Below are 17,754 nucleotides of genomic sequence, written 5' to 3'. Positions count from 1 at the left end.
GCGGGGCCGGACGGTGCGTCAGAGCCCGGCCAGCGCGCGGAGCACGTCCCGGCTGTCCATCAGCAGCGCCTGCCGGACGGTCTCCCGGTCGGGGGCGACGCCCTTGCCCTCCTGGTACGAGCCGGACCAGCTCAGGTAGTACGTCAGCCCGCCGTCCCGGACGTACAGCACCTGGGTCAGGTAGTGCCAGGTCCGGTCCGAGCTGCTCCGGTCGTCCAGGTACCCGACGTAGGCCTGGTCGCCCAGCTCGGGCACGTCGGTGATCAGGTACTTCCGCTGCCGCAGCCCGGACTGCTGGGCGTCGAACTCGGCCCGCGGGTTCACCTTCCGGTGCAGCTGCGCCTGCATGTAGAGCGAGGAGTACTCGGTCTCCCCGGCGCTCTTCTTCAGGTACTTGCTGCAGTACATGTCGTCCAGCGCCGCGTGCCGGGTCGAGTAGTGGTACGGCGTGCCGGACTGGGCGGGGTACAGCTGGGTGAAGCGGCTCAGCCGGGCGGTGGCGCAGAGGTCGTCGACCACCCGGTAGTCGCCGATCTCGGGGGCGGGCCCGTCCGGCAGGGTGACCACGCCCGGCACGGTCAGCACCGCGACGACCCAGATCGCCGAGGTCAGCAGCGCGCTCAGCACCCCCCACAGCAGCGGCCGACGGCGGGACCGGGTGGCGGCCCGGGGCGGCGGCCCGTACGGCAGCGGGGTGGGCGGCGTGGGGACGCCGGGGAACGCCGGACCGGTGTCCGTCGGTGCCGGCCGCTGGTGCGACATCTGATGAGCCCCCAACCGGGATGCGTGCTGGCCACGTCGGAGCGAACCCTATCGGTGAACGCAAGGTGGCAGAGGGTGAGGTCACCCCCGGACAGACGCCGACAGGCGCCGTAGCCGGAGCTACGACGCCTGTCGTGTACCGCACCCGCGTGGCGAACGCAGGCCGCGTGCGGTACGGAGTTCTACGTCTCACGAGTTCCGGGTAGAGGGCCGGAAAGTTGACGTGAGGGGTGGTCGTCGGAGGCGGGTAGAGGGCCGCCGTGCCCGTCGACCGGGTCGGCCTGGGATCAGGCCGAGACGAGCTTGGTGACCGCGGACTTCTTGTTGGCGGCCTGGTTCTTGTGGATGATGCCCTTGCTCGCGGCCTTGTCGAGCGCCTTGGAGGCGGCCCGGGCGAGCTCGGTGGCCTTCGCGGTGTCGCCGGCAGCGGCGGCCTCGCGGGCCTTGCGGACAGCGGTCTTCAGCGAGGACTTGACGGCCTTGTTGCGCAGGCGCGCCTTCTCGTTGGTCTTGTTGCGCTTGATCTGGGACTTGATGTTCGCCACGAAATAGCCTCAGTCTTGAGTCGAGAATTGAACGGGTCGCACCGAGCTCGGCGGGCTGAGAAGGCATGCCGGTGCCAGGTGCAGCGGCCAACGCTACCAAAGCCGACAGCCCGGGCCCAAACCGGCCCGGAGGGTCTACGCCCTGAGCAGCGGCTCGCCGTAGTGCTCGACCTCGGGGAACGGCTCGTAGAAGTGGTGCAGCAGCTCCCGCCACTGCTGGTACTCGGCGGAACCGCGGAAGCCCTCGGTGTGGTCGGCCAGGGTGTCCCACGCCACCTGGAGCAGGAACCGCGAGCCGCGCCCCTCGTCCAGGCAGCGGCGCAGCTCCAGTGAGCGGAAGCCGCGCTGGACCGCGATCAGCGGCCGGGCCTCGGTGAAGGCGGCCAGGAAGTCCTCCTCCAGGCCGGGACGGACGTCGAGCAGCGCACTCTCCAAGATCATGGAAGCCGATCCTGCCGCACCCGGGGCGCGCAGCGGAAGAGCTGGACACCGCGCCGGTCCGGGCTCGTGGGAAGATGGCAGGAACCATTTCGATCGGACGAGACCGTCCGGTCCCCGGGAAGCCGCTCGGCGCCGTCAGTGCCGAGCCGGAGCGCCCGGCCCCCGGACCAACGGAGAATCGGACCAAGGTGCCCGCGACCCCCAGCAATGTGCCAGAGCCCAGCCGTACCGACCCGGCGCTGATCCGCAACTTCTGCATCATCGCCCACATCGACCACGGCAAGTCCACCCTCGCCGACCGGATGCTCCAGATCACCGGCGTGGTGGACCCCCGGCAGATGCGTGCCCAGTACCTCGACCGGATGGACATCGAGCGCGAGCGCGGCATCACCATCAAGTCGCAGGCGGTCCGCCTCCCGTGGGCGCCGACGGTCGGCGAGGGTGCGGGCAAGACCCACATCCTGAACATGATCGACACCCCGGGCCACGTGGACTTCACGTACGAGGTGTCCCGTTCGCTCGCCGCCTGCGAGGGCACCATCCTCGTGGTGGACGCGGCCCAGGGCATCGAGGCGCAGACCCTCGCCAACCTGTACCTGGCGCTGGAGAACAACCTCACGATCATCCCGGTCCTCAACAAGATCGACCTGCCGGCCGCCCAGCCGGAGAAGTACGCCGCCGAGATCGCGCACATCATCGGCTGCGAGCCCGAGGACGTCCTGAAGGTCAGCGCCAAGAGCGGCCTGGGTGTCGCGGACCTGCTGGACCACGTGGTCGCGAAGGTCCCCGCGCCGGTCGGCGTCAAGAACGCCCCGGCCCGCGCGATGATCTTCGACTCGGTCTACGACACCTACCGCGGCGTGGTCACCTACGTCCGGGTGGTCGACGGCGAGCTCACCAAGCGCGAGCGCATCCAGATGATGTCCACGGGTGCCACGCACGAGCTGCTGGAGATCGGTGTGATCTCGCCCGAGCCGAAGGTCTCCGACGGCCTCGGCGTCGGCGAGGTGGGCTACATCATCACCGGTGTGAAGGACGTCCGGCAGTCCAAGGTCGGTGACACCATCACCTCGATGCACAAGGGTGCGACCGAGGCGCTGGGCGGCTACAAGGACCCGCGCCCGATGGTGTTCTCCGGCCTGTACCCGCTGGACGGCAGCGACTACCCGCTGCTGCGCGACGCCCTCGACAAGCTCCAGCTGAACGACGCCGCCCTGGTCTTCGAGCCGGAGACCTCGGTCGCGCTCGGCTTCGGGTACCGCTGTGGCTTCCTCGGCCTGCTGCACCTGGAGATCGTCCGGGAGCGGCTGGAGCGCGAGTTCAACCTCGACCTGATCTCCACCGCCCCCAACGTGGTCTACCGCGTGGTGATGGAGGACGGCAGCGAGCACACCGTCACCAACCCGAGCGAGTTCCCGACCGGCAAGATCTCCGAGGTGCACGAGCCGGTGGTCCGCGGCTCCATCCTGGTGCCCAACGAGTTCGTCGGCGCCGTCATGGAGCTCTGCCAGAGCCGCCGCGGCAACATGCAGGGCATGGACTACCTCTCCGAGGAGCGGGTGGAGCTGCGCTACACCCTCCCGCTGGCCGAGATCGTCTTCGACTTCTTCGACATGCTGAAGTCCAAGACCCGCGGCTACGGCTCCTTCGACTACGAGCCGATCGGCGAGCAGACCGCCGACCTGGTCAAGGTCGACATCCTGCTGCACGGCGACCCGGTGGACGCGTTCTCCGCGATCGTGCACAAGGACAAGGCGTACAACTACGGCGTCATGATGGCCGGCAAGCTGCAGAAGCTGATCCCTCGTCAGCAGTTCGAGGTGCCGATCCAGGCCGCCATCGGCTCCCGGGTGATCGCCCGTGAGACGGTCCGCGCGATCCGCAAGGACGTCCTCGCCAAGTGCTACGGCGGTGACATCTCGCGTAAGCGCAAGCTGCTGGAGAAGCAGAAGGAGGGCAAGAAGCGGATGAAGATGGTCGGCCGGGTGGAGGTCCCGCAGGAGGCCTTCATCGCCGCACTGTCCACCGACGCGGACGCCCCCAAGGGCGAGAAGAAGTAGTCGGTACGCCGAAGGGCCCGGTCCGGCCGGACCGGGCCCTTCGGCGTGTCGTCAGCGCAGCTGCCAGACGACGCCGGTGACGATCAGGCTCTTCACCAGCCGGGCGGCGGTCCCGGTCAGGGCGCTCGGCTTCATCGAGTCGTCCTTGCGGACCAGCTGGACCAGGCCGTCCTTGCGGCCCAGGCTCAGGCAGTGCACCACGTAGCCGTACCCGAACGGCTTGTCGGTCTTCCCGGTCAGCAGCCCGCCGAGGTAGATGCCCATCGGCTGGGCGGTGGCGCAGCTCATCCGCAGCTCGCCGACGCCCTCGACCACCACCTGGGCGGCGTCGCCGATCACGTACACCTCGGGGTGCGAGACCGAGCGCAGGTGTCCGTCCACCACCGCGCGGCCGTCGGCGGTGACGGTCAGTCCGGCCTCGGCGGCCAGCTCGCGCGGCTCCATCGAGGCGGCCCAGGCGACCAGGTCGGCGTCGATGGTGCCCTGGTCGGTGCGGAGTCCGGCCGCGGTCACGGCGGTGACGGCCGCCTGGTCGTGCACCTGGACCCCGAGCCGCCCGAAGACCTTCCGGACGTGCGCCCGGCCCTTGTCCGAGAGCCAGCCGCCGACCTGGCCGGCCGCCACGATCCGGACCTGCCAGGCGGGGTGCGCCTCGGCCAGTTCGGCGGCCAGCTCGATGCCGGTCGGGCCGCCGCCGACCACCGCGACGGTGCCGGGCTGCGCGGCGGTGCGCATCCGCTCGGCCAGTTCGGCGGCCCGCTCGGCGGGGTAGGCGTGCTCGGCCGCACCGGGGATGCCGTGCAGGGCGGTGCGGCTACCCAGCGCGTACACCAGGGTGTCGTAGCCCAGCGCCTCGCCGGAGTCCAGGAAGACCTTCCGCCCGGCCAGGTCGAGCTCGGTGACCCGGGCCTGGCGGTGGGTCACCTGACGGCCCCGCAGCACCTCGGCCAGTTCCGGCCGGTGCTCGGCCAGGCCGGCCGCGGTCTCGTGCTGGCGGACCCGGTTCAGGAACCGGCTCTCCGGCGCGACCAGGGTGACCCGGTGCCGCCTGCCGATCCGGGTGGCCGCCGCCAGGCCCGCGTAGCCGGCGCCGATCACGACGATGTGCTGCTGCTGACCGGTCATCTCGTCCTCCTGCGAAGCGGGTGTGCTGCTTTCGGGAGGTGGACGACGCAGCCGGTCAGCTTGTGACAGTGAGCCGCGTCACATGGGTCAGCTTCTCCGGGTTGACCACGACGTACGCCTCGGTGATCCGGCCGTCCGCGACCGCGAAGGCGACCACGCCGAGCACCTTGCCCTCGGCGTCGTGCCAGAGCAGGCCCGGTTCGCCGTTGACCAGGGCGGGGCTGGCGCTGACGTCGGCCGGGCCGAGGAACCTGGCGTAGAGCCCGGCCACCAGGCGGGAGACCTTGTCCGCGCCCAGGATCGGGCGGACGCCGGCCGAGACGATGCCGCCGCCGTCCGAGTGCCAGACCACGTCCGGGTCGAGCAGGGCGACCAGGCCCTGGAGGTCGCCCCCGGTGGCCGCAAGGGCGAAGGCGGACACCACCTGACGGTGCGCCGCCCGGTCGACCGGCCCGCGCCGACCGCCGGTCCGCACCCGGCGGCGGGCCCGGGACGCCAACTGCCGGGCGGCGTCCGGGGTGCGGTCCAGCGAGCAGGCGATCTCCTCGAAGCCGACCGCGAACACGTCGTGCAGCACGAAGGCGGTCCGTTCGGCCGGGGTGAGCTCCTCCAGCACCGCGAGCAGCGCGATCGAGACCTCCTCGCCCAGCTCGGCGAGCCGCTCGGGCGCGTTCTCCTCGGTGACCAGCGGCTCGGGCAGCCACTCGCCGTAGTAGGCCTCCCGGCGCACCCGGGCCGAGCCCAGCTGGTCGTAACAGAGCCGGGTGACGACCGTGGTCAGGTACGCCCGTGGCTCCTCGACGGTGCTCCGGTCGGTGGTCCGCCAGCGCAGCCACGCCTCCTGCAACACGTCCTCGGCGTCGGTCACCGAGCCGAGCAGCCGGTACGCCACCGAACCCAGGTAGCGCCGCAGCGACTCGAAGACATCCACCCCTGATGCGTCGTCCATCACATCAGGAACCGTACCCGGTCAGTTTCCGGCCGATGCGAGCAGGCGGCGGAGCAGGGCGTTCAAGGCGGCCGCTTCCTCGGGGGTGAGGGTGGCGAGCACCCCGCCGTAGACGTCGATGTTGGAGCCGATCATCCGGTCCGCCAGGTCCAGGCCTTCGGGGGTGAGGGTGATCCGCAGGCCCCGGCGGTCGTTCGGGTCGGGCGAGCGGGTGACCAGGCCGGCCCGTTCCAGCTTGTCCAGCCGACCGGTCATGCCGCCGGTGGTGAGCATCAGGGTGGCGGTCAGCTCGCGCGGGGAGAGCGCGTACGGGGCGCCGGAGCGGCGCAGCGTGCCGATCACGTCGAACTCGCCGGTGCCGATGCCGAACGCGGCGTGGGCCTGGCCGAGCCGGTCGGTCATGGCGCGGGAGAGCCGGAAGATCCGGCCGAACACCTCCATCGCGTCGGTGGAGAGGTCGGGGCGGACCGCGTTCCACTGTGCGGCGATCGCGTCCACTGCGTCGGGGGGCGTGGGGCTCTGGCTCATGACAAAAGTCTGCCACAGGAAAGAAGCTTGACGGCAAGTAGCTTAGTGCTAAGTTGCTTACATGCTTTCGACATCTCGGGGTGCCCTGGCCCTCACCGCGCTGGCCCCGCTCGCCTGGGGCTCCACCTACCTGGTCACCACCGAGTACCTGCCGCCGGACCGGCCACTGCTCACCGCCACGCTCCGCGCGCTGCCCGCGGGGCTGGTCCTGCTGGCCGTCACCCGGCGCCTGCCGAAGGGCGGCTGGTGGGCGAAGGTCGCGCTGCTCGGCGCGCTCAACATCGGCCTCTTCCTCGCCCTGCTCTTCGTCGCGGCCTACCGACTGCCCGGGGGTGTGGCCGGGGTGCTCGGCGCCGTGCAGCCGCTGCTGGCGGCCGGCCTGGCGATCCCACTGCTCGGGGAGCGGCCCGGCGGGCGGGCACTCCTGGCAGGGTTGGCCGGAGTGTTCGGGGTCGCGCTGGTGGTCCTCAAGGCCACCGCCCGACTCGACACCATCGGCGTACTGGCCGGCCTGGCCGGGGCCGGGACGATGGCGGTCGGCACCGTACTGACGAAGCGCTGGGGTCGCCCGGAGGGCGTCGGCCCGCTGGCCATGACGGGCTGGCAGCTGACGGCGGGCGGGCTGCTGCTGCTCCCGGTCGCCCTGGCGGCCGAAGGCATGCCGCCGGCCCTGACCGGCACCAACCTGCTCGGCTACCTCTACCTCGCGGTGCCCAACACCCTGGTGGCGTACTGGCTCTGGTTCCGCGGCATCGGCAAGCTGCCCGCCTCCTCCGTCGCCTTCCTCGGCCTGCTCAGCCCGGTCTCGGCCACCGCCATCGGCTGGATCGCCCTCGGCCAAGCCCTGACACCCCTTCAGCTCCTCGGCATGGCCATCGCCCTGGGCAGCACCGCCGCCGGAGCCCTCGTCGGCACCCGGTCCCGGGCAACCGCTCAGCCGCCTGCGGCCCCAGGAGCCCGGGCAACTGCTCAGCCGCCTGCGGCCCCGGGAGCCCGGGGAACTGCTCAGCCCGCTACGGAGTCTGGGGCTCGGGGATCTGCTCAGCCCGCTACGGAGTCAGGGGCTCGGGGAACTGCTCAGCCCGCTACGGAGTCAGGGGCTCGGGGAACTGCGACGCCGGCCTCGGAAAAGGTCACGCGTGCGTAGGTGGTCAGGCACTTTCGCAGTGACCCGCACGCCAGATCTCCTCGCAGTTCCCCGAGCCCCTGACCGTAGATGCTCGGGCGCCTGCCTACGGCGCAGCCCCGACCCCTGGGTAGTAGACGGCTGAACGCCTGCCGACAGTGCGGCGTCAGTCGACCTCGGCGACCGCCTCGCTGAACTGGGCCGCGTACAGGCGCGCGTAAGCGCCCTTCGCCGCGATCAGCTCGTCGTGCGACCCCTGCTCCACGATCGAGCCGTCCTCCATCACCAGGATCACGTCCGCGTCCCGGATGGTGGAGAGCCGGTGCGCGATCACGAAGCTGGTGCGACCGCTCCGCAGCCGGGCCATCGCCCGCTGGATGAGCACCTCGGTACGGGTGTCCACCGAGGAGGTGGCCTCGTCCAGCACCAGGATGGACGGCTGCGCCAGGAACGCCCGGGCGATGGTGATCAGCTGCTTCTCGCCCGCGCTGACCCCGGTGCCCTCGTCGTCGATCCGGGTGTCGTAGCCGTCCGGCAGGGTCCGTACGAAGCGGTCCACGTGCGCCGCCCTCGCGGCCTCGACCACCGCCTCCCGCGAGGCGCCCTCGGCCCCGTACGCGATGTTCTCCGCGATGGTGCCGCCGAACAGCCAGGTGTCCTGGAGCACCATGCCGATGCCGGCCCGGAGTTCCTCCCGGGACATCGCGGCGATGTCCACGCCGTCCAGGGTGATCCGGCCGCCGGTGGTCTCGTAGAACCGCATCAGCAGGTTGACCAGGGTGGTCTTGCCCGCCCCGGTCGGGCCGACGATGGCGACGGTGTGGCCGGGCTCGACCTTCAGGGACAGGTCGTCGATCAGCGGCTTCTCCGGGTCGTACCGGAACGAGACGCTGTCGAAGGCGACCAGGCCGCGGAGCACCTCGGGCCGCTCGGGGGCGAGCGGCTCGGCCGACTGCTCCGGGGCGTCCAGGAGTTCGAAGACCCGCTCGGCCGAGGCGACGCCGGACTGCACCAGGTTGGCCATGCTGGCGACCTGGGTGAGCGGCTGGCTGAACTGCCGGGAGTACTGGATGAACGCCTGCACGTCACCGATGGACAGCGCGCCACTGGCCACCCGCAGACCGCCGACCACCGCGACCAGCACGTAGTTGAGGTTGCCGATCAGCATCATCGCGGGCTGGATGATGCCCGAGATGAACTGCGCCCGGAAGCTCGACGCGAACAGCGCCTCGTTCTCCACCCGGAAGGTCTCCGCCGCCTCGTGCTGCCGGCCGAAGACCTTGACCAGGGCGTGCCCGGTGTACATCTCCTCGATGTGCGCGTTCAGCGTGCCGGTGGTCTTCCACTGCGCGATGAACTGCGGTTGGGCCCGCTTGCCGACCCTGGTGGCGACCACCACCGAGACCGGGACGGAGATCAGCGCGATCAGCGCGAGCAGCGGGGAGATCCAGAACATCATCGCCAGCACACCGACGATGGTGAGCAGCGAGTTCACCACCTGGCCCATGGTCTGCTGCATGGACTGGCCGATGTTGTCGATGTCGTTGGTGACCCGACTGAGCACCTCGCCGCGCGGCTGCTTGTCGAAGTAGCTCAGCGGCAGCCGGGACAGCTTGGCCTCGACGTCCTCGCGCAGCCGGTACACCGCGCGGTTGATCGCGGTGGCGGCCAGCCGGCCCTGCAGGATGCCGAACAGGGCGGAGCCGACGTACAGCAGCAGGGCCCACATCAGCACGGTGCCGATCGCGCCGAAGTCCATCCCCTGGCCGGGGACGAAGTCGACCGCGCCGAGCAGGTCGGCGACGCCGCCCTGGCCGGACTGCCGCAGACCGTCGAGCACCTGGGCCTTCGACACCCCGGCCGGGGTCTGCCGGCCGACCACGCCGGCGAAGATCAGGTCGGTGGCGTTGCCGAGCACCCGGGGGCCGGTCACCGCGAGGCCGATGCTGAGCACACCGAGCGTCAGCACGCCGGTCAGCAGCGGGCGTTCGGGGCGGAGCATGCCGAGCAGGCGCTTGGAGGAGTTCTTGAAGTCGAGCGACTTCTCGGCGCCCTGGGCGCCCATGAACCGGCCGGGACCGGCAGGCCCGCGGCGGGCGGCGGCGGCCTGGGAGTCCGCCTGGGGCTTCTTCGGGGTTGTCACGCCGCCTCCTGCTCGGTGAGCTGGGAGAGCACGATCTCCCGGTATGTCGGGTTGTCGGCCATCAGCTCGTGGTGGGTGCCGCTGCCGACCACGGCGCCCTCGTCGAGCACCACGATCCGGTCGGCGTCCCGGATGGTGGAGACCCGCTGGGCCACGATCAGCACCGCCGCCTCGGCGGTCTCCCGGGACAGCGCCTTGCGGAGGCGGGCGTCGGTCGCGTAGTCGAGCGCGGAGAACGAGTCGTCGAACAGGTACACCTGCGGCCGGCTGACCAGCGCGCGGGCGATCGCCAGCCGCTGGCGCTGACCACCCGACACGTTCGAGCCGCCCTGGGCGATCGGGGCGTCCAGACCCTCGGTCAGCTGCTCGACGAAGTCCTTGGCCTGGGCCACCTCCAGCGCGTGCCAGAGCTCCTCGTCGGTGGCGTCCGGCTTGCCGTAGCGCAGGTTGCTGGCCACCGTGCCGGAGAACAGGTACGGCTTCTGCGGGACCAGGCCGACGGTGTCGGCGATCAGCACCGGGTCGAGCTCCCGGACGTTCACGCCGCCGAGCAGCACCTCGCCGCCGGTGGCGTCGAACAGCCGGGGCACCAGCCCGAGCAGGGTGGACTTGCCGCTGCCGGTGGAGCCGATCACGGCGGTGGTCTGCCCCGGCCGGGCGATCAGGTCGATGCCGCGGAGCACCGGCGCCTCGGCGCCCGGGTAGCGGAACTCGACCGCGCGCAGCTCCAGCTGACCGCGGCTCAGCAGCTCGGTGACCGGATCGGTGGGCGGCACCACGCTACTGTCGGTGGCCAGCACCTCCTGGATCCGCTCGGCGCAGACCTCGGCGCGCGGCACCATCATGAACATGAAGGTGGCCATCATGACGCTCATCAGGATCTGCATCAGGTAGGAGATGAAGGCGGTCAGCGCGCCGATCTCCATGTCGCCGGAGTCGATCCGGTGCGCACCGAACCAGATCACCGCGACGCTGGAGACGTTCACCACGAACATCACGCTGGGGAACATGAAGGAGAGCATCCGGCCGACCTTGAGCGAGACGTCGGTCAGCTCGGCGTTGGCCCCGGCGAAACGATCCTGTTCGTGACGGTCCTTCACGAAGGCCCGGATCACCCGGATACCGGTGATCTGCTCGCGGAGCACCCGGTTCACGGTGTCGATCCGGGTCTGCATGGTGCGGAACTGCGGCCGCAGCCGGCGCACCAGCGCGATCACCACGGCACCCAGCACCGGCACCACCACCAGCAGCAGGGCGGACAGCGGGACGTCCTGCTGGAGCGCCATCAGGATGCCGCCGAAGCACATGATCGGCGCCGCCACCATCAGCGTGAAGCCCATCAGCACCAGCATCTGGACCTGCTGGACGTCGTTGGTGGTGCGGGTGATCAGCGAGGGCGCGCCGAAGGAGTTCAGCTCCCGGGCGGAGAAGCTCTGCACCCGGTCGAAGACGGCGGCCCGGATGTCCCGGCCGATCGCCATCGCGGTCCGGGCGCCGTAGTAGACGGCGGCGACCGAGCAGAGCGCCTGCACCACGGTGACGCCGATCATCACCCCGCCGAGGGCCAGGATGTGACCGGTGTCGCCCTTCACCACCCCGTTGTCGATGATGTCGGCGTTCAGGGCGGGGAGGTAGAGCGCTGCGATGGTGGAGACGAGCTGGAGCAGCACCAGCAGGGTGATGGGTCGGGAGTACGGGCCCAGGTGGGCCCGCAGGAGTTTGATCAGCACCGTGACACTTTCGTTGTCGGCCGGGGGAGTCGCACCCCATTTTCGGGGTTCCGGCGCGCCCTGTGGGGGTTTACGGTGGCTCGACCCAGCGGTTTTGTACTGTCTTTGCACGGCGCGGAGGTCAGGGTGCCAGCTCCCTTCACCCCCTTACGGATCGGCCGCCGAGCCCCTAGGCTGCTGATTGCCAGCTTGTTACTCGCTGGTTAACCAACAGCCGGTCGGCAGGCCCCCACGCCACCGTGCTCCACACCCTCGGCCACCCGCGCCCCCCGGAGGTCCTCGTTGAGTTCCGCGCAGTCCACGATCGACCGGCGTCCGCCCTCGGTGGCCCACCTCTTCCTCAGTCGCGTCGAGGCCACCCCGAACGGTGAGGCCTACCGGTTCCCCGTCCCCGTGGACGAGCACGCGGCGGACGGCGCCCCCGGCGCCGAGCAGTGGCGCTCACTGACCTGGGCGCAGACCGCGGAGCGGGTCACGGCGGTGGCGGCCGGTCTGATGTCGCTCGGCATCGGCCCCGAGGACCGGGTCGCCCTCTCCTCGTCCACCCGGATCGACTGGATCGTCGCCGACCTCGGCAACATGTGCGCCGGTGCGGCGACCACCACGGTCTACCCGAGCACCAACGCCGAGGAGACCGCGTTCATCCTGGCGAACTCGGCCAGCCGCGCGATGTTCGCGGAGAACGCCGCCCAGCTCGCCAAGGTGGTCTCCCGCCGCGCCGAGCTGCCCGAGCTGCGCACCGTGATCCTGTTCGACGCCCCGGCGGGCGAGCTGGAGACCGGCGGTCTGGACGTCCTCACCCTGGACGAGCTGGAGCAGCGCGGCAAGGCCCACCTTGCCGAGCACCCGGACGCGGTGTCCAAGGCCGTCGAGGCACTGGACCGCGAGCAGCTGGCCACCCTGATATACACCTCGGGCACCACCGGCCGCCCCAAGGGCGTCCGCCTGGTGCACGACTGCTGGGCGTACGAGGGCGTGGCCCAGCAGGAGAGCGGTCTGCTCCGGGCGGACGACGTGCAGTTCATGTGGCTGCCGCTGTCGCACGTGTTCGGCAAGACCCTGATCTCGGGTCAGATCGCCACCGGCCACGTGATGGCGGTGGACGGCCGGGTGGACCGGATCATCCACAACCTCCCGGTGATCCGGCCGACCATGATGGCCAGTGCCCCCCGGATCTTCGAGAAGGTCTACAACGGCATCGCCGGCAAGGCCCGGGCCCAGGGCGGCGCCAAGTACAAGATCTTCCTCTGGGCCGCCAAGGTCGCCCGGGACTACGCCCGGACCACCCAGGCCAACCGGATCGCCACCGGGCAGAACACCGCCCCGCTCGGTCTGACCCTCCAGCACACGATCGCCGACAAGCTGGTCTACGCGAAGATCCGGGCGGCCTTCGGCGGCCGGATGCGCGGCGCGGTCTCCGGCAGCGCGGCGCTCGCCCCCGAGATCGGCTACTTCTTCGCCGGTGCGGGCGTGCCGGTGCTCGAGGGCTACGGCCTGACCGAGACCAGCGCGGGCTCCACGGTCAACCGCGAGGAGGACTTCCGGGTCGGCACCGTCGGGCAGCCGCTGCCCGGCACCGAGGTCCGGATCGCCGAGGACGGCGAGATCCTGCTCAAGGGCCCCGGCGTGATGCGCGGCTACCACAACCTGCCCGAGCAGACCGAGGAGGTGCTGGAGGCCGACGGCTGGTTCCACACCGGTGACATCGGCGAGCTGGACGGCGGCTTCCTGCGGATCACCGACCGCAAGAAGGACATGTTCAAGACCTCGGGCGGCAAGTACGTCGCGCCCAGCGAGGTGGAGGGCAAGTTCAAGGCGGTCTGCCCGTTCGTCAGCAACATCCTGGTGATCGGCAACGGCCGGAACTTCTGCACCGCGCTGATCGGCCTGGACGAAGCGGTGATCATGCCGTGGGCCGCCGAGCACGGTCTGGCGGGCAGGTCGTACGCCGAGGTGGTGGCCTCCCCGGAGGTGAACCAGCTGATCGACGGCTTCGTGCAGCGCCTCAACGGCGAGCTGCAGCGCTGGCAGACCATCAAGAAGTTCAGCCTGCTCCCGCGCGACCTGGACATCGAGCACGGCGAGCTGACCCCGAGCCTGAAGATCAAGCGCCCGGTGGTCGAGCGGACCTACGCCGACGCGGTCACCGAGATGTACGCGGGCACCGTCGAGGCGTGATCGCCTGACCCTCCGGTCCGGTACGGTCCGCCCGGGCCGTACCGGACAATGGGTGCATGCCCTCCGCACTCCCCGACGGTGAACCGCTGCCGTCCGACGGTTCGCTGCCCGCCTCCGCCCTCGACGGGCTGGGCGGGCGGCCGTTCGGTTTCTACCTGCACGTGCCGTACTGCGCCAGCCGCTGCGGCTACTGCGACTTCAACACCTACACCGCGACCGAACTGCGCTCCTCCGGCGCGGTGGCCTCGCAGGAGACCTACGCCGACAACCTGGTGGCCGAGATCCGGCTGGCCCGCCGGGTGCTCGGGGACGTCGACCTGCCGGTCGAGACGGTCTTCCTCGGTGGTGGAACCCCGACCCTGCTGCCCGCCGCCGACCTGGTGAAGGCGCTGGCCGCGATCCGGGACGAGTTCGGCCTGGCCCCGGGCGCCGAGGTGTCCACCGAGGCCAACCCGGAGTCGGTCGACCCGGCCTACCTGGCCGAGCTGCGCGCGGGCGGCTTCAACCGGCTCTCGTTCGGGATGCAGAGCGCCAAGCCGCACGTGCTGCAGCTGCTGGACCGGCACCACACCCCCGGCCGCCCGGAGGCGTGCGTCGCCGAGGCCCGTGCGGAGGGGTTCGAGCACGTCAACCTCGACCTGATCTACGGCACCCCCGGGGAGTCCGACGACGACTGGCGGGCCTCGCTGGACGCCGCGATCGGCGCCGGGCCCGACCACGTCTCGGCCTACTCGCTGATCGTCGAGGACGGCACCAAGCTGGCCGCCCGGGTCAAGCGCGGCGAACTGCCGATGATCGACGACGACGTGCACGCCGACCGGTACCTGATCGCCGAGCAGGCGCTCTCCGCCGCCGGCTTCTCCTGGTACGAGGTCTCCAACTGGGCCACCTCCGAGGCCGGCCGCTGCCGCCACAACGAGCTCTACTGGACCGGCGCCGACTGGTGGGGCGCGGGCCCCGGCGCCCACAGCCACGTCGGCGGCGTCCGCTGGTGGAACGCCAAGCACCCCGCCGCCTACGCCCAGGCGCTGGCCGAGCAGCGCACCCCGGGCCAGGGCCGGGAGGTCCTCCCCGAGGAGGACCGCCGGGTCGAGCGGATCCTGCTGGAGCTCCGCCTGCGCGAGGGCTGCCCGCTGGACCTGCTGGCCGCCGACGGCCTGGCCGCCGCCGAACGGGCCCTGGCCGACGGCCTGCTGGACGCCGACGCGTACGCCGACGGCCGGGCCGCCCTCACCCTGCGCGGGCGGCTGCTGGCGGACGGGGTCGTTCGCGACCTGGTGGACTGACGGCGGTTCACCCTTGAGTGGCTGACCGGCAGCGCGGGTTTCTCGGTACCTTGGTGACAGCCGTCCGAGGGAGCCAGTGATGACAGCCGTGGATGACCGGGTCATACGGATCTTCGAGAACCTGGAGGTTCCGGAGGGATTCAAAGCTGAGCTCATCAGGGGCGAAATCGTGATGATGGCCGGGCCGGACATGGTGCACAACCTGATCGTGGCCGCGATCCAGCACCAGATCCCCTACGCGGCGTGGCGGGCACTGCAGACGCAGGACCTCACCATCCCGGGAGACCGGAGCGAGCCGCAGCCGGATCTGGTGGTCTTCGAACGGGGAGCCGTGGAGGAGTCGGGGCGTCTGCTGCCCGCCCCTGCGGTGAAGCTGGCCGTCGAGGTGGTTTTCAAGACCAGCGTGGACCGGGACTACCGGACCAAGCGCAGGATGTACGCCGAAGGCGCCATCCAGGCCTACCTCATCGTCGACCCGATCGAGAGCGTCTGCACGCTGCTCACCGAACCGAGCGACGACGGCGCCCTCTCACGGCTGCCGGACTACCGGAGCGAGCGGACCAGCCGGTTCGGGGACCCGATTCCGATCGACGTGCTCGGGCTGACCCTGGATACCGCGGACTTCCAGGGCTACGCCGCCTGATCCGTGACGAAGTCGATCAACTCCTCGACCCGGCCCAGCAGGGCCGGGTCGAGGTCGCGGTAGGAGTTCACCGAGGCGAGGATGCGCTTCCAGGCGGCGGGGGTGTCCTCGGGCCAGCCGAGGCGGCGGCAGACGCCGAGCTTCCACTCCTCGCCGCGCGGGACGTCCGGCCAGCCGGGGATGCCGACGCTGCCCGGCTTCACGGCCGCCCAGACGTCGATGTAGGGGTGACCGACGATCAGCACCTCGGCGCCGGTGACCTGCTGGGCGATCCGGTGCTCCTTGGTGCCGGGCAGCAGGTGGTCGACCAGCACGCCCAGCCGGCGGCCGGGGCCCGGGCCGAACTCGGCGACGATGGCCGGCAGGTCGTCGATGCCCTCCAGGTACTCCACCACCACGCCCTCGATCCGCAGGTCGTCGCCCCAGACCCGTTCGACCAGCTCGGCGTCGTGCCGCCCCTCGACGTAGATCCGGGACTCGCGGGCCACCCGGGCCCGGGCGCCGGGCACCGCGACCGACCCGGAGGCGGTCACCTTCGGCCGGGCCGGAGCGGCGGCCGCCACCGGCCGGACCAGGGTGACGACCCGACCCTCCAGCAGGAAGCCGCGCGGCACCAGCGGGAACACCCGGTGCTTGCCGAACCGGTCCTCCAGCGTGACGGTGAACCCCTCTGCCGTCCGCTCGCAGCGCACCACCGCCCCGCAGAACCCGGTGGCCGCCTCCTCCACCACCAGATCCCGCTCGGCCGCCACCTCGGGGGCGGGCTGCTGCCGCTTCCACGGCGGGGTGAGGTCCGGGCCGTACTCCCTGCTGCGCATGGCACCGATCCTACGAGAGCTGACCCGCCGTCACCCGGACCGGGGGAGACGGGTCGCCGGCCTGCCGGCCGACCCGGGACGGCCCTGTGAAAGAGTGCGGGCGACTTCGGATTCGTTGGGGGAACCAGTGCGTGCACGTCCTGCGGTGATGGCTGCCGCCGCTCTGGCGGTCCTGGCCGTCCCGGCCTGCTCGTCCGCCGCCCGCCCGGCGGAGGCGACCGCGTCCGCCCGGGTGCCGCTGCGGGCCGGTCTGCTGACCCAGGAGCGGCTGCCGCCCGGCTTCGAGCTGCTGACGGCCGAGATCGACTCGACGACCACCGGCGCCCCGCACCGCCCCGCCTCCACCGTCCCGATCGCCGAGATGCCGTGCTCCGAACTCGGCGTCGACTCCTTCATGACGGCCCACGCCCCGCCGGCCGAGGACGTGGCGGTGGGCCTGCAGCAGGAACCGGCCGACGGTGCCGGGGACGGGTGGTTCGGGCAGGAGGTGCTCGACCGCTACCCGTCCGGCCGGGCCGCCGAGGTGATGGTCGCCATCCGCGGTGCCGCGCAGCGCTGTGCCTCCTACACCCGCACGCTCGGGGACGGCACCCCGGTCCAGGACGTGGTGTCGACGGCGGGGGCCGCGGTGCCGGCCGACGACATCCTGGTGCTCCGCATCGTCTCGGCCCACCCGGGCCAGGACGACCCGTTCGTCACCGAGACCGGCTTCGCGCGGATCGGTGACGTGATCCTGACGGTGCAGCAGGTGGTCGCCCAGAATCCGTCCGCCGGTGTGCGGGCCGTCCTGGTCCCGGCGGTCGAGGCCTACCGCGCGGCCGGCTGATCCCTACAGTCCCGGCGCGCCCCAGACCGGGAACCAGCGGGTGAGGTCCTGCTCCACCCGCAGGTCGTTCCCGAGCATCGCCTTGACCTGGAGCTCCAGCGGATTGTCGCGTTTCTCACCCGGCAGCGGGGCGAACGGGTAGAAGGTGCCGCGCTTGTACAGGTAGACCAGGCCGAGCGGGCGGTCGGCCGCGTTGCGGAAGCCGACGATGGAGCAGAGCAGCTGGGGGCCGAAGCCGTTCGCCTCCAGCTCGCTGTTGACCGCGTGCAGGTCGTTGACCAGGTCGGGCAGCTCCTCGGGGGTGTGCCGGGCGAGCAGCCAGGAGTAGCCGTACGAGTCCTGCGAGACCTCGACCGGGACGCCGCCGCGTTCGGTGTCGGCGTCCAGCAGGGCGCGGATCTGTCCTGCCACCTCGGTGAAGGCGGCGCCCTCGACGGCGGCGAAGCAGACCGAGCCGAAGCCGGTGGGGCGGAAGCCGGCGGCGGCCTCCAGGGTGAGGGCCGCGGAGGGCACCCCGAAGAGCTGGTCGAGGTCGGGCCGGACCGGCTTGCTGCGGCCGAACAGGGCGTTCAGGAATCCCATCGGGTCGGTGCC

Annotated in this window: 16 protein-coding genes; 6 read left to right on the top strand and 10 right to left on the bottom strand. The window is 71.2% G+C overall.

What is annotated here, in order from left to right; translation table 11 throughout:
- Positions 1 to 18 precede the first annotated feature (18 nt).
- The 3 genes from ACIRPK_RS05795 to ACIRPK_RS05785 form a co-directional block, all read right to left on the bottom strand.
- The gene (locus ACIRPK_RS05795) at positions 19 to 762 is read right to left on the bottom strand and encodes a hypothetical protein (protein ID WP_403033522.1); all 744 of its coding nucleotides are present in this window, start codon (positions 760 to 762) and stop codon (positions 19 to 21) included.
- Between the two features lie 287 nt (positions 763 to 1,049).
- On the bottom strand, positions 1,050 to 1,307 hold the full coding sequence (rpsT, locus tag ACIRPK_RS05790; protein ID WP_057238597.1) for a 30S ribosomal protein S20: 258 nt from the start codon (positions 1,305 to 1,307) through the stop codon (positions 1,050 to 1,052).
- A 135-nt stretch (positions 1,308 to 1,442) separates the two neighbouring features.
- Positions 1,443 to 1,748 (bottom strand): antibiotic biosynthesis monooxygenase family protein, encoded by a 306-nt coding sequence (locus ACIRPK_RS05785; RefSeq protein WP_403033519.1) that lies wholly within the window; start codon positions 1,746 to 1,748, stop codon positions 1,443 to 1,445.
- Positions 1,749 to 1,936: 188 nt separating this feature from the next.
- On the opposite strand from ACIRPK_RS05785, the gene lepA reads away from it, so the two are divergent.
- Positions 1,937 to 3,808 carry a translation elongation factor 4 gene (lepA, locus tag ACIRPK_RS05780; RefSeq protein WP_403033516.1) on the top strand — a complete coding sequence of 624 codons (1,872 nt, stop codon included), beginning with the start codon at positions 1,937 to 1,939 and terminating at the stop codon, positions 3,806 to 3,808.
- Between the two features lie 51 nt (positions 3,809 to 3,859).
- Here the strand turns inward: lepA and ACIRPK_RS05775 are convergent, their stop codons facing one another.
- Genes ACIRPK_RS05775 through ACIRPK_RS05765 form a run of 3 tightly spaced genes read right to left on the bottom strand, consistent with a single transcriptional unit; the run spans position 3,860 to position 6,410 of the window.
- Entirely contained in the window at positions 3,860 to 4,933 is a 1,074-nt protein-coding gene (locus ACIRPK_RS05775; RefSeq protein ID WP_403033513.1) for an NAD(P)/FAD-dependent oxidoreductase, read from the bottom strand.
- A 55-nt stretch (positions 4,934 to 4,988) separates the two neighbouring features.
- Complete coding sequence (locus ACIRPK_RS05770; protein ID WP_403033510.1) at positions 4,989 to 5,882, bottom strand: sigma-70 family RNA polymerase sigma factor; 894 nt, start codon at positions 5,880 to 5,882, stop codon at positions 4,989 to 4,991.
- Between the two features lie 21 nt (positions 5,883 to 5,903).
- A complete protein-coding gene (locus ACIRPK_RS05765) occupies positions 5,904 to 6,410 on the bottom strand; it encodes a MarR family winged helix-turn-helix transcriptional regulator (RefSeq protein WP_403033507.1) in 507 nt (168 codons plus the stop codon).
- A gap of 61 nt (positions 6,411 to 6,471) precedes the next feature.
- Between ACIRPK_RS05765 and ACIRPK_RS05760 the strand changes: the two genes are divergently transcribed.
- Entirely contained in the window at positions 6,472 to 7,557 is a 1,086-nt protein-coding gene (locus ACIRPK_RS05760; RefSeq protein WP_403033504.1) for an EamA family transporter, read from the top strand.
- Between the two features lie 145 nt (positions 7,558 to 7,702).
- Here the strand turns inward: ACIRPK_RS05760 and ACIRPK_RS05755 are convergent, their stop codons facing one another.
- Both ACIRPK_RS05755 and ACIRPK_RS05750 read right to left on the bottom strand, forming a co-directional pair.
- Positions 7,703 to 9,601, bottom strand: a complete 1,899-nt coding sequence (locus tag ACIRPK_RS05755; RefSeq protein WP_403033744.1) for an ABC transporter ATP-binding protein — start codon at positions 9,599 to 9,601, stop codon at positions 7,703 to 7,705.
- 74 nt (positions 9,602 to 9,675) lie between these two features.
- Entirely contained in the window at positions 9,676 to 11,409 is a 1,734-nt protein-coding gene (locus ACIRPK_RS05750; RefSeq protein WP_403033501.1) for an ABC transporter ATP-binding protein, read from the bottom strand.
- A gap of 282 nt (positions 11,410 to 11,691) precedes the next feature.
- Here ACIRPK_RS05750 and ACIRPK_RS05745 point away from each other — a divergent pair, with 282 nt between their 5' ends.
- From ACIRPK_RS05745 to ACIRPK_RS05735, 3 genes are all read left to right on the top strand, one after another.
- Entirely contained in the window at positions 11,692 to 13,587 is a 1,896-nt protein-coding gene (locus ACIRPK_RS05745; RefSeq protein ID WP_403033499.1) for an AMP-dependent synthetase/ligase, read from the top strand.
- A gap of 56 nt (positions 13,588 to 13,643) precedes the next feature.
- A complete protein-coding gene (gene hemW, locus ACIRPK_RS05740; RefSeq protein ID WP_403033497.1) occupies positions 13,644 to 14,873 on the top strand; it encodes a radical SAM family heme chaperone HemW in 1,230 nt (409 codons plus the stop codon).
- Positions 14,874 to 14,952: 79 nt separating this feature from the next.
- Positions 14,953 to 15,516 carry a Uma2 family endonuclease gene (locus ACIRPK_RS05735; protein WP_403033496.1) on the top strand — a complete coding sequence of 188 codons (564 nt, stop codon included), beginning with the start codon at positions 14,953 to 14,955 and terminating at the stop codon, positions 15,514 to 15,516.
- On the opposite strand, the gene ACIRPK_RS05730 is transcribed toward ACIRPK_RS05735, so the two are convergent.
- Positions 15,504 to 16,334, bottom strand: coding sequence for a DUF3097 domain-containing protein (locus tag ACIRPK_RS05730; protein WP_403033493.1), 831 nt, complete (start codon positions 16,332 to 16,334; stop codon positions 15,504 to 15,506). The genes ACIRPK_RS05735 and ACIRPK_RS05730 overlap by 13 nt on opposite strands.
- Positions 16,335 to 16,482: 148 nt before the next feature.
- On the opposite strand from ACIRPK_RS05730, the gene ACIRPK_RS05725 reads away from it, so the two are divergent.
- Positions 16,483 to 17,160, top strand: a complete 678-nt coding sequence (locus ACIRPK_RS05725; RefSeq protein WP_403033491.1) for a hypothetical protein — start codon at positions 16,483 to 16,485, stop codon at positions 17,158 to 17,160.
- 3 nt (positions 17,161 to 17,163) lie between these two features.
- On the opposite strand, the gene ACIRPK_RS05720 is transcribed toward ACIRPK_RS05725, so the two are convergent.
- Positions 17,164 to 17,742, bottom strand: coding sequence for a hypothetical protein (locus ACIRPK_RS05720; protein WP_403033488.1), 579 nt, complete (start codon positions 17,740 to 17,742; stop codon positions 17,164 to 17,166).
- Between the last annotated feature and the right edge of the window lie 12 nt (positions 17,743 to 17,754).

It is taken from the genome of Kitasatospora sp. NPDC101801 (assembly GCF_044766665.1).
Lineage (GTDB): Bacteria > Actinomycetota > Actinomycetes > Streptomycetales > Streptomycetaceae > Kitasatospora.
The sequence above is the reverse complement of the archived record's forward strand: the minus strand, read 5'-3'. Positions and strand labels throughout refer to the sequence as shown.

Coding starts and splice junctions, on each gene's coding strand:
- ACIRPK_RS05795 (WP_403033522.1), bottom strand. CDS start 762: ATGTCGCACCAGCGGCCGGCACCGACGGACACCGGTCCGGCGTTCCCC.
- ACIRPK_RS05785 (WP_403033519.1), bottom strand. CDS start 1,748: ATGATCTTGGAGAGTGCGCTGCTCGACGTCCGTCCCGGCCTGGAGGAG.
- ACIRPK_RS05775 (WP_403033513.1), bottom strand. CDS start 4,933: ATGACCGGTCAGCAGCAGCACATCGTCGTGATCGGCGCCGGCTACGCG.
- ACIRPK_RS05770 (WP_403033510.1), bottom strand. CDS start 5,882: ATGGACGACGCATCAGGGGTGGATGTCTTCGAGTCGCTGCGGCGCTAC.
- ACIRPK_RS05765 (WP_403033507.1), bottom strand. CDS start 6,410: ATGAGCCAGAGCCCCACGCCCCCCGACGCAGTGGACGCGATCGCCGCA.
- ACIRPK_RS05760 (WP_403033504.1), top strand. CDS start 6,472: ATGCTTTCGACATCTCGGGGTGCCCTGGCCCTCACCGCGCTGGCCCCG.
- ACIRPK_RS05755 (WP_403033744.1), bottom strand. CDS start 9,601: ATGGGCGCCCAGGGCGCCGAGAAGTCGCTCGACTTCAAGAACTCCTCC.
- hemW (WP_403033497.1), top strand. CDS start 13,644: ATGCCCTCCGCACTCCCCGACGGTGAACCGCTGCCGTCCGACGGTTCG.
- ACIRPK_RS05735 (WP_403033496.1), top strand. CDS start 14,953: ATGACAGCCGTGGATGACCGGGTCATACGGATCTTCGAGAACCTGGAG.
- ACIRPK_RS05730 (WP_403033493.1), bottom strand. CDS start 16,334: ATGCGCAGCAGGGAGTACGGCCCGGACCTCACCCCGCCGTGGAAGCGG.
- ACIRPK_RS05725 (WP_403033491.1), top strand. CDS start 16,483: ATGGCTGCCGCCGCTCTGGCGGTCCTGGCCGTCCCGGCCTGCTCGTCC.
- ACIRPK_RS05720 (WP_403033488.1), bottom strand. CDS start 17,742: ATGGGATTCCTGAACGCCCTGTTCGGCCGCAGCAAGCCGGTCCGGCCC.